This window comes from Alcaligenes pakistanensis (genome assembly GCF_014652815.1).
GTDB lineage: Bacteria > Pseudomonadota > Gammaproteobacteria > Burkholderiales > Burkholderiaceae_B > Alcaligenes > Alcaligenes pakistanensis.
On sequence record NZ_BMZN01000006.1, the window covers coordinates 91,029 to 104,741 of the forward strand.

Sequence of the window (13,713 nt, forward strand, 5' to 3'; positions counted from 1 at the left end):
TGACGGGTCAATCCACCAAACCAGATGCAGCGTTCGGTGGATGACCATCAAGCCTTAATAGCGTGGTGGTGGAGCGTATTGCCCCTTACCGGCATCCCCCGGAAAGGGATTCGCTGTCGGGCTAACAGGCTGGCTAGGTTTGACGGGGCGGACCTCATAGAGCACGGCACCGATCACACCAATATTGCGCGTATCGCCCGCCAGGCTATTGGCGGCATACGCCCTGTCCTTACCGGAGAAACGGAAAGCGGCCACTTCCTCTGCGCTTTTACGAAAACCTTCAATACGCAATACCGCCCCGGCTTGCAACATATAGCCGTTATGACTGCGACTGCCGGGCTTGCCCGACAAGACATCCAGGCCATCTACTGTTGTGATGATTTCATAAGGTGTCGCACTACGATTGGTATAGACCAGCACGTAACGCTCACCCGCCTTGCCAGCCAACTGGTAATTGTTTTGGCCAATGCTGCTGTAAATCGTCAAGGGCATATCTCGCGCATCATGCACAGACAACTCCACCTTGCCCTGGTCTAACAAAATACTGCGCTGCGCATCCAGATTCTGCCCCAAAGCCTGACGAATACTGCGCTCATCGGAGTACGCCAATTGCAGCTCGTCCCGCTGCGGCTCTACGCGCTGGGCCTGCACAGAATAAACCCGCGATTCACGGCCCTCTCCCCATTGCGTTCCCAAGGTAGACGCTGTTTGCGGTGTGGTGGATGACAGAGCGGCTGTTTGAGCACGCTGTTCTGCTTGTTGCGACATATTGCTGCAGGCCGCAAGCAGTAAGGCGGCAGTCAGCAGGCTCCAGCGGCCCAGACTTCGTGCCGCGAATAATGGCTGAGACAGATTCATACGCTTCCCCTTTGATCAAGATAGGGGTCATCAGCGCCCCCTTGCTGAACGCGAGTATTGCTTATGTAACGGCATTTGGGTGGTGAGCAAATTTCAAAATTGAAATCGCCTGTATCAGAGAAAATTGCAAGGACCACAGGCCACATGGAGGGAACGGGCCTACTATTCAAACAGTCCCCTTACAACGAGCCGCAAACATGAATATCAGCAAGCTACCTTTTTGCACCGTCAACTGGTCTGACATTACTCCCACCGAACACCAAGGCGAAACTGGCATGGCCTTATGGCGCACGCAGCAGTTTGGCCCCATCCGAGTACGCATGGTCGAGTACAGCCCCGGCTATCTGGCAGACCACTGGTGTGTCAAAGGCCATATGTTGTTGTGTCTGGAAGGCAAGCTGGATACAGAACTGGAAGACGGACGCCGCTTTACGCTAGAACCCGGCCAGTCCTACCACGTGGCTGACAATGCCGAGCCGCACCGCTCCTCCACCCAAACCGGTGCCAAGCTGTACATCGTGGATTAAAGCCTGTTACGTAAAACCACGCTAAGGCAGCCCGAAACGGCTGCCTTTTTATTTTTCAAGCTAGTACAAGCCAACCCCCTGCCGATGCCTTTTCCTGGCATCCACTCCCTAGCTCCCATCTTCCAAGAAACGACAGCACAACAGGTTTTGCTTAAACCCCTTGTGTTGATGCCTCGCTGAGCTGGGCTCCCCCCCTTCTACCCTCCCTCCTCTTATCGCCTTAGCCTGCACTTGCTAGAACTGCTCTCACTGCCTTTTGAGGACATTACGCATAAAGAAATAATCCTTATTTGCTTTCCAGAGCATTTTTCCACAAAACCATAAATACACTACCAAAACGTTTTGGTTATGCATAAAATTGGAACCAAAACGTTTTACTCATAAATCTGATAAAAACCCATAGGACTGCGGCAGGCCTTTTCAAGCTTGAGCACGCAGCACAGGAGACAACAATGAAAGATACCCCCACTGCGCAAGTGGACGAGCTGTATTCCCCCCAGCGCATGATTGCCTTCGGGCTACAACACGTACTGGTCATGGCCGCCTCGCCCATCGCCGCCGTATTTTTGATGAGCAAGGCCTTGGGCTTTGACGCGGCTCTGACGACTCAACTGTTAAGCGCCACGTTTCTGGTCTGTGGCATAGGCACCTTGCTCCAATCCTTCGGCCCGGCCGGCATCGGCGCCAAACTACCTTTTGTGATGTTGCCCGGTGGCGCGCCCATTATTTTGTTCATTCTGATCGCGCAACAAACCGACTTGCCCACCGCCTCCGGTGCCGTGATTTTGTCTGCCCTGCTGTACTTTTTGATCGTGCCCATCTTCAAACGCTTTCTGCGTTACTTTCCAGCACTGGTCATTGGCATCATGCTCCTGCTGGTTGCCATCAATCTGGCGCAAATCTCCGGCAAGCTGATTGCAGGTACGCCTGGCACAGCGAATTTCGGTGATACGGACAATCTGCTCCTGGCTTTGATCACCATTGTCGCCACCGTCCTGTTTGCCCGCTTGCTCAAAGGCATGTGCCGCCAGTTGGCTATCTTGCTCGGCTTAGTCGTCGGTGCCTTGGCAGCTGCCTTGATGGGCGATATCAGCTTAAGCGGCGTGGGTTCAGGCCCGCTTCTAGCCCTGCCTTCGCCGTTTCCTTTCGGCCCACCGAACTTTGACCTGATTGCCGCTTTGCCCTTGTTGCTCTTCACCCTGATTTCCATGGTGGAGGCCACGGGCCAAACCATCGCCTTGAATGAAGTGCTGGGCAAGGAAGATGAAGCCGAACAACAAGCCCAAGTACCCAATACCATTCGCGGCGATGGCCTGGCCTCCCTGCTGGGCGGTATTTTCGGGACCTCGCTCATTATTACCAGCGGCGAAAATATCGGCATTATCCGCGCCACCCAGGTTCGCTCCCGCTACGTGACGGCTGTTGGCGGTCTTTTCCTGATCTTGTTCGGTCTGCTCTCTCCCTTGTCGGCTCTGATCAGCGTCATTCCCGCAGCGGTGATTGGCGCAACCGGTCTGGTGGTGTTTGCCATCGTGGGCACTATGGGCATAGACATGTTGCGCAAGGTAGATCTGCGTAGTCACTCCGCCATGTATGTCGTGGCCACTGCTCTGGCCATCGGCTTGCTGCCCATTGTGGTGCCGGGCATTTATGACCAGTTGCCTTCACAGCTACGCTTGCTGCTCTCTAACGGCGTTGCAATGGGTGCCTTGACGGCTGCCGTCTTGAATTACCTATTCATCCATGTGGGCCAACGTTCCCCCAAAACCGCCCCTCTTCACCATTCTTAATGAGCTGTGTCATGAATAACGCTTCTTTATTCCAATCCCAAGATCTGGCCCAGGCCCGCATTCTGGAACCCGAACATCTGCTCCTTCCGAAAGGACCAGTAGGGGGACATGCGGTTGTCATCGAGGAAGGCCGCTTCAGTGATATCGGTACGGTGCAGGACATCACCGCTCGTCATCCCGGGCTACCCCGCTTAAGCCTGCCCGGCCATTTGCTGATGCCCGGTTTTGTTGATGCGCACCATCACGTTACCCAGTCGTATGGGAAATCGTTGGTGTACGGCGAGCCCTCGGAGATTTTCCGCCGCGTCTGGGTGCCTCTAGAAAGCACCTTGAATGCCCGCCATCTGTACGCCTCGAGCAAGCTGTCCGCACTGGAAGCCTTGCGCGGTGGGTTCACAACAGTCTGCGATGCCGGTACCCGCTCTTCTGAAGATCTGGATGCCATTGTTCAAGCCACCACGGACGTAGGCATACGCTGCGTGCTGGGCTTGATCTGCAACGACAAGCACAGCGCGGTACTATTGGACGCCGAGCCTATTCTGGCTCGCGCCCAAGCCCACTTACAGCAATGGGAGCACCACGATTTGATCAGCCCCTCGCTGGCTATCTCCATCCCTGAAGCTGCCAGTGACGCCATGCTGCATCGTATCTATGCCATGAGCGAAGAGGCTGGTCGCGTCTTTCAGACCCATGCCAACGAACACCTGGTTGCCGTAGAACGCTCCTTGAATGCCCATGGCCGCCGCCCCATCGAGCATTTGGCTCATATTGGTGCCTTGGGCTCCGCCTCTTTGTTGGCCCATGCCACCCTGGTGACACCGAGCGAAATCCGCCTGCTGGCCGACCTGAATGCAGCGGTTTCCTACAACCCGGTTGCCAGTGCCTGGAAAGGCAATGCGGTCGCCCCGGCGGAGGCCATGCGGGTTCAAGGCATTCGTTTGGGCATGGGCACCGATGGCACACGCAGCGACGCCTTTCGCATGATGGATTACGGCGAAGCCGCACAACGTTTTGCCTTTGGCATGATGGTGGGCGACTCCTCCTGCGGCGCTGGCTGGACATGGCTGGACATGGCGACCCGAGGCGGGGCCGACGTCATAGGTCTGGGTCAGCAAACCGGACAAATTCGGGTGGGCGCGCAAGCTGACTTTCTGGTGGTCGATCTGCAAGTACCCGAGATGACTCCGTCCTGGGATTTACCTTGGGAATTAGTACGCATAGCCGCTCGCGATCAAATTCGTGCCGTCGTGGTCCAGGGCAAGCTACGTCTGTGGGAAGGCCAGCCTGTCGATTGGGACCCCTTGCCCCTGCTGGAAGAAGTACGCGAGCTGGCTCGCCATGCTGTCGCCCAGTCTGATATACGCAAGCTGCACGCCCCATCTACCGAGCATCTGGCCCGTCATGCCGAGCAAGAAAAGGCGATGGCATGACAGCAGGTTTGTTGATTGCTTTTGCTGCAGTATTAGCTGGCGCCTTTATCCAAGGTGCCAGCGGCATGGGCTTTGCCTTGATTGTGGTGCCAGTGCTGGCTTTGGTACACCCCGCAGCCATTCCTGGCGCGCTGCTGTTTCTAATGTTGCCGCTTAATGCCTATGTGGCGTGGCGGGAACGTGAAGCGGTGGATCGCACCGGAGCGGCCTGGATTACAGTGGGCCGTTTTGCGGGCACCTTTGCCGGCTTGGGCATTTTGCTGGTGCTTTCAACCTATTGGTTAAATCAGTTCGTTGGTATCAGCACCTTGCTCGCTGTGCTGGCCTCGGTCCTGGCACCCAGCTTTACACCCGGTAAAAAAGCGCTTATTGCGACCGGCCTCGTCACCGGCATCACCGAAACGGCCACTGGTATTGGTGGCCCGCCCTTGGCCCTGGCGTATCAGCACGCCCCCGTGGCAACCTTGCGTTCTACAGTGGCCTTGTGCTTTCTGGTGGGGGAAGTGATCTCGTTGATTGTGCTGGGAATTTCAGGCGCACTAGCCTGGTCGCATCTAAGTTACGCCGTGTTATGTCTACCTGCCTTGGTACTGGGGATGGGTTTGAGTAGTCTGGTCCACCACAGGCTGGATCAGCGTCGGCTGCGAATAGGCGTACTTATATTTGCGACCGTTTCGGGTATTGCTGTAATGCTGGCTAATTAAGCATCACGCTGAGTGGAAGCGCGGGCCCGAAGCTCCGGCTTTGGGCCCAAGACCGACATACGGCTCTTGTCGCCCGACAAATGCTCGAACAGCAGCTCTACCGCCAAGGTCGCCACCTGTTCCAAATGCAAGTCCACTGCCGTCAAGGACGGCTCTGCGGTGCGGGCACGCAAGCCATCGTAACGGGTGGCAATCATCACATCTTGCGGGACGCGCAAACCGGCTTGCTGCACCGCGCGCAAGGCTCCGACGGCAAAAGCGTCCACGGGCACACATAAGGCGTCAATATCAGGATATCGCGCCAAGAGTTTGGCACAAGCCTCCTGCCCCCCTGCTTCCCCCAGACTTTCTTCTACCTGCATATAGCGCAAAGGCATGGCATGCGCCGTGGCAAAGTTTTCATAGGCTTTCTTATGGCTGGCGTATGAATCCCGCACGGCACTACTTTGCACCAAAGCAATCCGCCGCCGTCCTTGCTCCCACAAATGATTCAATAGCAAATGCGCTGTGGCTGTGGACTGCAGATCCACAAAAGGCAGGCTATCAGCACCACCGCCTTGCCGGCCAATAGAGACCAAAGCCACTCCGCGCTCTTGCAGCAAACGCACATTGGGATCATGCGTCATGGGCTCAAGCAAAATCGCCCCGTCTATATCCAGTCCTTCCAAAAAGGCTTGGGCATCTTCCAAAGGGGGCACAAACACCAGGGCGAGTCCACGCCGCATGGCCGCTTCTGCTGCGATACCTGCCACTTCCATCATGAAGCCCAGCCGCGATACGCCTCCCGACACCGCAAAGGGCATGGACGACACCAGCGCAATACTATTGGCCGAACCTGAGCGTAGGCGTTGCGCCCGCACATTGGGTCGATACCCCAGGTCCGCTGCCACCTGCTTGACCCGCGCCCGTGTGACGGGGTCCACCACCCCACGATCATTTAAGGCATGAGATACCGTCGTCAACGACACCCCTGCCGCTTTGGCGACATCGCGGATGGTCAGACGACGAGGGGAGGAAGTTATTGGACGCGACAAGGCTGGATCAATTTGAAAAGGGATAGAGGAGAAAATAGCATAGCCTGGGAAACAACTGACGCAGAACTAAGCGGTGAATCAAGCCACGACCCACTGCCCCAGGAGCACGAGACCGCGAAAAACCAGCATGGCGGCCACTAACCAAGCATGTCCCAGGATATACCCAAAGCTTGCCCAGCCTCCGGCCCCATTCACATCCTTGGCGGAGAATTCCATCATTAAGGCAAGGGCCAGAAGCAGCACCTCCAGACCCATAGTGGCCTTAACAACCCAGGTCCACGGAAAAGACAAAAGGTACACGAAGCCTACGAACAACGCGCCCAGCAGCACCATCCAAAAAGCCACGCCAATCAGGCCAGCCAGATCTACCCGCTTTGAATTACTCATTAACTAGTGTGCCTACCTTTAAAGGTCTGGTTTTCAGCATTCGGACTGAAAAAAGCGCGAAGCACGCACCTTAGCCAATCTTGGTCAGGGGGCATCTTACAAGGTAATAAGCAGGTAAAGGGAAAGGATAGATGGCATTAGCATTTTGATTTCCCTTCCAGCAGGCAATTTGTTTTACGCTGCTCTCGAAGTTGGGCTTGCATCAATTTTCGGCTTTCTTCTTGTTGCTGCCGCATCTGACGCAGAGATTTGACGTAGCTCACTCAGCACTCCATTCCCTATCCAATCTGCAAGACCAGACTCTGTACAAACACAATAAGGTACAACTTAGTCAGACCAATCAAACGTGCTAGTGACGGCGTCATCGACATCTACAAATCGAGAACAGTCAGAAATTTCTTAAAAACCACCTATTTCAAATAAGAAATTAAAAACAGCAAAAAAAAAGATAAAGACGAAAAAGCCGCCTAAAGGGGCGGCTATGCTGGTTGATGGTCTCCGTCTTGTTTTAAAAAATGCTACAGCGCATCATGTTTGCTCGGAAAGTCACTGGGCCAGTTCATGGGCGTGTCATTCATGTCCAAACCTCCTTGTGTTTCTTTAATTGAGAAAGCCTAGAACGAGTTTTCATGCTATCAAAAAAATTACAAATCACAAGCGTTTGTAGCCATATTAAGCGTTTACCCTAAAAAAACAAATACAAGGTTCTATGACCTTTACCCCTTAAAAAACCGCTACTTATCTTGACCGATTTTATTTACTGCATTCAGATTGAAAAATAAAAAATAAAAACCCTTATAGATCTTATGCTTACAAAAAACCATAAAAAAAACCCTCATTACGAGGGCCTTAAAAACATGTAGTCCAAAAAAGACAAAACTTAGGAACGCCGAGCCATCGCCAGGATCACGCCAAAGCCGATCATCATGCTGCCACTAATCCGATTAACCCACCGCAGGCCACTTGCATTTTGCATTACCCCCGACAGTCGAGTCCCCACGTAGGCATAGGCGGCAATGGCAATTACCTCCAACAGCAAGAAAATTACACCCTGGATCATGAAGCTGCTCCAGTAGTTGTTCATATCCACAAACTGAGGAAAAAAGGCGGTGAAGATCAAAATGGCTTTGGGATTCCCTATTGCCACAAAAAACTCTTGGCGAACCAGGCTCCAAATACCGTTTTTACCCAGATCGCTCTGTTCTTTTGTGGTCTTGGCACTGACACGCAAAACCTTGATGCCCAAGTAGATCAGATAAGCCGCACCCACCAACTTAACCACAGTAAAAGCGGCTTCCGAGACCATCAGCAAGGTTCCCATGCCCAAGGCCGCGACCACAATCATGATGGCAAACGCGACCAGCCGGCCCATCGCGGCGACCAAGGCGGTGGACACGCCTTGCTTGGCCCCTACCGTCATGGACAGCAGATTATTCGGCCCGAATGCCATATTGAGCGCAAAACAAGCAGGTAAGAACAACAACAAAACAGTAGAACTCATGGCGGACCTAAACACCTCTGGGGCTTCTCAACTACTCATCGCCCCGATTTTTACGGAAAAAAAGAGTATAACCGTCCACAAAGCCACTATTGCCACAAGCATCATAGCTGCAACCACATTTGCACCCAGAGCAAGGCAAGCGTCTATAAAGTACATCGAGTCTTCCAGGATTCTCGACTAATCTCAGCCGCATCGTCCATAGAAGTCTGATTACCCCATCGCTCACGCTCCGCATTAGCATCGGTGCGACTTGGCTCGCCCATTACTGCTCGCTCCTCTGACTTATTCATCCCTATAGCTAAATCTATTGAATTCCGCTTGTAATCCACACGCCTCGCACATCCAACCCAAAGCTAAGCCCTGGCAGTCAGCGAAAGCGGAATTTTGTTCACCTGACGCACAGACACCATAAACATCAGAAAAGCCAGCATCGCCACCACGCCCGGTACGGCAAAAGCCAAGAAATTCATTTGCAACGGCAACTTCGCCGCCATCAGCGTACCGCCCAAGAATGGACCGGCGATAGCACCTATACGCCCCACTCCCGAAGCCCAACCCAAACCCGAAGAACGCATGGACAGCGGGTAAAACTGTGCCGTATTCGCGTACAGCAGGATCTGTGTGCCAATCGTGGTGGCACCGGCGAGGATGATCAACACATACAGCAGCAAGGTGGGGCTCTTGAAGCCCAGCAAGGTAATAGACACGGCCGATACCAAGAAGAACCAAGCCACGACTTTGGGCAGACTGAATCGATCCCCCAGCCAACCGCCTAGAATCGCCCCAAACATGCCGCCCAGATTCAGTGCCACCAAAAAGGACAGGCTGGAACCTAAGCTGTAGCCTGCATTTGCCATCAGTTTAGGCAGCCAGGAGCCCAAGGCGTAGACCATCAGTAAGCAACAGAAAAAAGCCAACCAGATCATCAAGGTACCGACCAGACGCCCTTCTTTGACCAAATCCAGCATAGGTACGCCTCGCGTTTTTTGTTCGCTTAACGTCAAGGCTGTAGCGGGAGACAAGACGATTTCCGGGGCCAAGGTCTGCACAATGACCCGCGCCTTTTCATCCCGACCCTGACGTATCAAGAACGCTAAAGACTCTGGCAGCTTCCAGACAATAAATGGCAATAGTAGCAATGGAATGGCGGCACAAAAGAACATGGATTGCCAGCCAAAACGCGGCAACATGTAAATACCAATAGCTGCCGATAACAAGCCGCCCAAGGAATAGCCGCTGAACATAATCGCCACCAAAGTACTGCGTGAACGCTTGGGTGAGTATTCATTCATCAAGGCCACGGCATTAGGCATCAAGCCGCCACAGCCCAAACCCGCCAGAAAGCGATACACGCCAAACTCGGTGGGAGTAGTGGCAAAGCCATTTAAGAAGGTCGCCACACTGAACAAGGCAAAACAGATCGTCACCCCTTTTTTGCGGCCAATCCGGTCAGCCAAGGGTCCGAACACAAAGGCTCCGAACATCATGCCAAATAAAGCATAGCTACCCAAAGCGCCCGCCTGTACCGGGCTCAGGCTCCATTCATCCATCAGAACCGGCAACACCACACCATAAATAAATAAGTCGTAACCATCGAATATCAGCAACAAGGCACACAGGCTCATCACCTTCCAGTGAAAACGCCCAAAGCGCGCCTGCTCAATCACTTCATTGATTTCTAGTGTTTTCATCATTTGTCTCCTCCAAATGGAGTTTTTTTGTGTGAACGCTACAGTCTGTTCCGACTGCATGCATCATGCGGTTTAACCCTGGTCGCCCCCTCCTACTGGTAGCACCGTGCCGGTGATATAGGACGCCTCATCCGAGGCCAAAAATAAAATGCTGGCCGCCTGCTCATCCAGACTGCCGTACCGCTTCATCAAACTGCTGCCCACGGTCTGATCCACAATCTGCTGATACCAGAGCGCTTCTTGAGGATTTTCTTGGGTCTGGGTATTGCGCGGGATGCGCCGTGGCGGTGCTTGGGTCCCTCCGGGGGACACCGCGTTGACGCGTATCCCGCGCTGCGCATTTTCAAATGCCAGAGACGCCGTCAAAGCATTGACGCCACCTTTGGCCGCCGCGTAAGGCACACGATTAATACTGCGCGTCGCAATCGAGGACACGTTCACAATGGCACCACTACCCTGCTCCTGCATGCTGGGCAAAACAGCATGACAAGACCAAAGCGTCGGAAACAGGGAGCGACGGATCTCGGCTTCGATTTGCACCGGGGTGTAGTGCTCGTAAGGACGCGTCCAGATCGTCCCCCCGACGTTATTGATCAAAATATCAATACGTCCCCACTTTTCCAGCGCCGCCTGGGCAGCCGCCTGCGCACCGTCCCAGGCCTCCAGATCGACTTCCAAGGTCAGCACCGCATCACAGGCCAGCTCCCGCACGAGTTCCGAACGGTCTACCGCGACCACTCTGGCCCCTTCAGCCTGCAAACGCTCGGCAACACGACGGCCAATCCCTTGGGCTGCGCCCGTCACAATGGCCACTTTTTGATGAAAACGCAGAGGCGTTGTCATAGTTTTTCCTTGCGTGAGTCCTCCAGCACAGCGCGCCCCGCAAAGGGGCGCAAGCTACGTTCACGTGAACTTATTGGCTGGTAATGAATTTTTCGTAATAGAAATGGGCCGGAGCATGCGTTTGCGCGTCAATGAACTGACTGACTGCATCGACCATCGGCGGCGGGCCACACAGATACACATCCACCTGCCCCTCATGCCAATGCGAGGCATCCAGATGCTGAGTGACATAACCTTTGCGCTCGTGGCTGGATTGCGGGTCCACCACACAGGTGATGTAGCTGAACCCCACTAAGCGCTGGGTCAGAGACTCCAACTCATCCAGCATCACCAGATCCTGATCGCGTGTGACGCCATAGACCAGATGCACAGGCTGCTTACAGCCTTGCTGGACAAGCACTTCCAGCATGGATAGAAACGGAGCCAAGCCCGTGCCACCAGCCAGAAACAACAAGGGACGACTAACCTGACGCAGGTAAAAACTGCCTAAGGGCCCCGTCATTTCAACGTCCTGACCTACGGGCTGCTGAGCCAGCCAAGAACTCATCAACCCACCGGGAACCTGCTTGATCAAAAAACTCAAACGCGATTCACCCGGTGCGGAGCTGAAGGAGTACGAACGATGCGCCTGCCCGCCGGGCACGGCAATATTCACGTACTGCCCCGGCAGAAACGGCACACCCTCAGCCGCCGCATCAATCGTCAGCTCGTAAGCCGCGTCCTCATACTGACGGCATTCAGACACCTGCCCCTGCCATTTGGCAACGGCCGTTTTACAAACACTGGACGAGATAGGAACGGCGATCACGCAGTCCGACTTGGGCACCATCTGACAGGTCAAGACCAATCCCTTGTCGGCTTCCTCCTGCGTCAGGGCATCCTCAATATAGTCATCGCCCTGCTCATACTCACCGCTTTCGGCCTGACATTTACAGGTGCCACACACCCCATCCGAACAATCCATAGGCAGATTGATCTGATGACGAAACGCAGCATCCAGCACTTTTTCGTGTTCACCACAGTCCACGAAACGGGTGACACCGTCTTCAAAATTCAGCGCAATACGATAGCTGTTCACGACGCGCCCCCGATTTTAAATGTGATAAACATCAATCACTTGACGGATGTAGTCGTTCTTGAGCACGACCTTCTTCTGCTCAATCAGCCAGCCTTGCTCCTGACGCGACAAAGTCAGGGAAATCGTGCCAAAGAACTGATCGGTGACCCGGTAACGATGATTCAGCGTCAAAAAGTTGTAGCGCACATCAACCTGCTCGCCACGGTCATCCAGGATCTCGATATTGCTGAGCATATGAGCGGTACGTGGCTCCGGTGTTGAGGCCCCCGAGCGCTCGGTCTTGATGCGGAATATCCGGTCTTCCAGGCCATTGCGGTTGGGATAGAAGATCAGGGAAACCTCACTATGCGGATCTTCGGTCAGCTGATCATCATCGTCCCAGCAAGGCATCCAGTATTGGGAGTCGGGGCTATAGCATTCCAGCCATTCGTCCCACTGACGGTCATCCAGCAAGCGAGCTTCGCGGTACAGGAAAGCGCAGACAGAGTGATAAGTGGCGTTCATGCGGAGGCCTCCTCGCTATCGGCTTGCAAGGCTTGACTCATGGTCTTGGCCCAATACTCATGCTGGCAGACAAACAAACCTTCATCCTCGCTGCGCCCACCACTGATCAAGGGTTTCATACCCATGGCGGTCGCGTTTTCGTCCGGCCCTTGCACCCACAAGGGGGCACCTCGGCTCAAGTCATTCCAAGGGGCGGCAATACCGGCATAGCCTTCCTGACACGCACGGAATTCTTCTAAGTCGTCGGCCGTCCCCATACCGGAGACATTGAAGAAATCTTCGTACTGCCGGATACGGATGGCACGTTGTTCCGCGCTTTCCCCTTTGGGGCCAAAGCAGTAAATCGTGACTTCAGTCTTGTCTACACTAATCGGGCGCGTCACCCGGATTTGGGTAGAGAACTGATCCATCAAATACACGTTCGGGTACACACACAGATTGCGGGTCTGGTTCACGATGAATTCAGCACGTTCCTCGCCCAGACGTTCCTTCAATTCCTCGCGATGCTGGTAGACCGGGCGCACCGTGGGATTCATGGTCTTGGTCCATAGCAGAATATGGCCGTAATCGAAGCCATACACGCCGCCCAGGCTCTTGCTCCAGCCATTGGCATCCACCGCTTGCGTGCCGCCTTCTTTGCGGCGACCCATAGTGGCGGCGTAATTCCAGTGCACGCTGCTGACGTGATAGCCATCCGCCCCGTTCTCCATTTGCAGCTTCCAGTTGCCGTCATAAATGTAGGAGGAGTTGCCGCGCAGCACTTCCAGACCGTCGGGCGCCTGGTCCACGATCTGGTCAATAATCACCTTGGTTTCGCCTAAATACTCATCCAGAGACACCACATCCGGATTCAGGCTGCCAAACAGAAACCCCCGGTAGTTCTCAAAGCGGGCGACCCGCTGTAAATCATGCGAACCCTCGGTATTGAACTGTTCGGGATACTGGGTGTTTTTCTCATCCTTGACCTTGAGCAGCTTGCCCACGTTATTGAAGGTCCAGCCATGAAAGGGACAGGTAAAGCTGCCTTTATTACCGTGCTTACGTCGGCACAACATGGCTCCCCGGTGGGCACAGGCGTTGATAAACGCATTCAGAGCGCCGTCTTTGCCACGCGTCAGAAACACAGGCTGGCGACCAATATAGGAGCTGAAGTAATCATTCACATTAGGCAATTGGCTCTCATGCGCCAGATAAACCCAGTTGCCTTCAAAAATGTGCTTCATCTCCAGTTCAAACAGGTCTGGGTTGGTGAAGATGTCACGACGGCAACGATAAACGCCCGCTTCTTGATTTTCTTCCAGGGCAGTATCAAGCAAGTGCCTGATATTCTTAGTTTTATCCATAAGGACTGACATGATGTGGCCTT

The 13,713-nt window shown here is 54.1% G+C and carries 14 protein-coding genes; 4 read left to right on the forward strand and 10 right to left on the reverse strand.

Translation table 11 applies throughout. From position 1 onward, the window contains the following. Positions 1-54 precede the first annotated feature (54 nt). The gene (locus IE156_RS17735; RefSeq protein ID WP_189393985.1) at positions 55-858 is read right to left on the reverse strand and encodes a hypothetical protein; all 804 of its coding nucleotides are present in this window, start codon (positions 856-858) and stop codon (positions 55-57) included. Between the two features lie 197 nt (positions 859-1,055). Here IE156_RS17735 and IE156_RS17740 point away from each other — a divergent pair, with 197 nt between their 5' ends. The 4 genes from IE156_RS17740 to IE156_RS17755 all read left to right on the forward strand — a co-directional run bounded on the left by IE156_RS17740 (position 1,056) and on the right by IE156_RS17755 (position 5,309). Further along, positions 1,056-1,385, forward strand: a complete 330-nt coding sequence (locus IE156_RS17740; RefSeq protein WP_189393986.1) for a DHCW motif cupin fold protein — start codon at positions 1,056-1,058, stop codon at positions 1,383-1,385. 452 nt (positions 1,386-1,837) lie between these two features. Next, positions 1,838-3,175 (forward strand): uracil-xanthine permease family protein, encoded by a 1,338-nt coding sequence (locus IE156_RS17745; protein ID WP_189393987.1) that lies wholly within the window; start codon positions 1,838-1,840, stop codon positions 3,173-3,175. An 11-nt stretch (positions 3,176-3,186) separates the two neighbouring features. Beyond that, positions 3,187-4,605, forward strand: coding sequence for an amidohydrolase family protein (locus tag IE156_RS17750; protein WP_189393988.1), 1,419 nt, complete (start codon positions 3,187-3,189; stop codon positions 4,603-4,605). Continuing rightward, positions 4,602-5,309, forward strand: a complete 708-nt coding sequence (locus IE156_RS17755) for a sulfite exporter TauE/SafE family protein (protein WP_189393989.1) — start codon at positions 4,602-4,604, stop codon at positions 5,307-5,309. The genes IE156_RS17750 and IE156_RS17755 overlap by 4 nt, the downstream gene beginning before the upstream one ends. Here the strand turns inward: IE156_RS17755 and IE156_RS17760 are convergent. From IE156_RS17760 to IE156_RS17795, 9 genes are all read right to left on the reverse strand, one after another. After that, complete coding sequence (locus IE156_RS17760) at positions 5,306-6,343, reverse strand: LacI family DNA-binding transcriptional regulator (protein ID WP_229841492.1); 1,038 nt, start codon at positions 6,341-6,343, stop codon at positions 5,306-5,308. The two genes, IE156_RS17755 and IE156_RS17760, sit on opposite strands and share 4 nt — an antisense overlap. 78 nt (positions 6,344-6,421) lie before the next feature. Continuing rightward, positions 6,422-6,730, reverse strand: coding sequence for a hypothetical protein (locus IE156_RS17765; protein ID WP_189393990.1), 309 nt, complete (start codon positions 6,728-6,730; stop codon positions 6,422-6,424). Between the two features lie 137 nt (positions 6,731-6,867). Continuing rightward, complete coding sequence (locus IE156_RS18505) at positions 6,868-6,993, reverse strand: hypothetical protein (RefSeq protein ID WP_268248124.1); 126 nt, start codon at positions 6,991-6,993, stop codon at positions 6,868-6,870. 617 nt (positions 6,994-7,610) lie between these two features. After that, the gene (locus tag IE156_RS17770; protein WP_189393991.1) at positions 7,611-8,231 is read right to left on the reverse strand and encodes a LysE family translocator; all 621 of its coding nucleotides are present in this window, start codon (positions 8,229-8,231) and stop codon (positions 7,611-7,613) included. A 353-nt stretch (positions 8,232-8,584) separates the two neighbouring features. Further along, on the reverse strand, positions 8,585-9,922 hold the full coding sequence (locus IE156_RS17775) for an MFS transporter (protein ID WP_189394027.1): 1,338 nt from the start codon (positions 9,920-9,922) through the stop codon (positions 8,585-8,587). 72 nt (positions 9,923-9,994) lie between these two features. Further along, complete coding sequence (locus tag IE156_RS17780; RefSeq protein ID WP_189393992.1) at positions 9,995-10,765, reverse strand: 1,6-dihydroxycyclohexa-2,4-diene-1-carboxylate dehydrogenase; 771 nt, start codon at positions 10,763-10,765, stop codon at positions 9,995-9,997. 70 nt (positions 10,766-10,835) lie between these two features. Further along, positions 10,836-11,843, reverse strand: a complete 1,008-nt coding sequence (benC, locus tag IE156_RS17785) for a benzoate 1,2-dioxygenase electron transfer component BenC (RefSeq protein WP_189393993.1) — start codon at positions 11,841-11,843, stop codon at positions 10,836-10,838. 15 nt (positions 11,844-11,858) lie between these two features. Beyond that, positions 11,859-12,347, reverse strand: coding sequence for a benzoate 1,2-dioxygenase small subunit (gene benB, locus IE156_RS17790; protein WP_189393994.1), 489 nt, complete (start codon positions 12,345-12,347; stop codon positions 11,859-11,861). Then, positions 12,344-13,702 carry an SRPBCC family protein gene (locus tag IE156_RS17795; RefSeq protein ID WP_189393995.1) on the reverse strand — a complete coding sequence of 453 codons (1,359 nt, stop codon included), beginning with the start codon at positions 13,700-13,702 and terminating at the stop codon, positions 12,344-12,346. The genes benB and IE156_RS17795 overlap by 4 nt, the downstream gene beginning before the upstream one ends. Between the last annotated feature and the right edge of the window lie 11 nt (positions 13,703-13,713).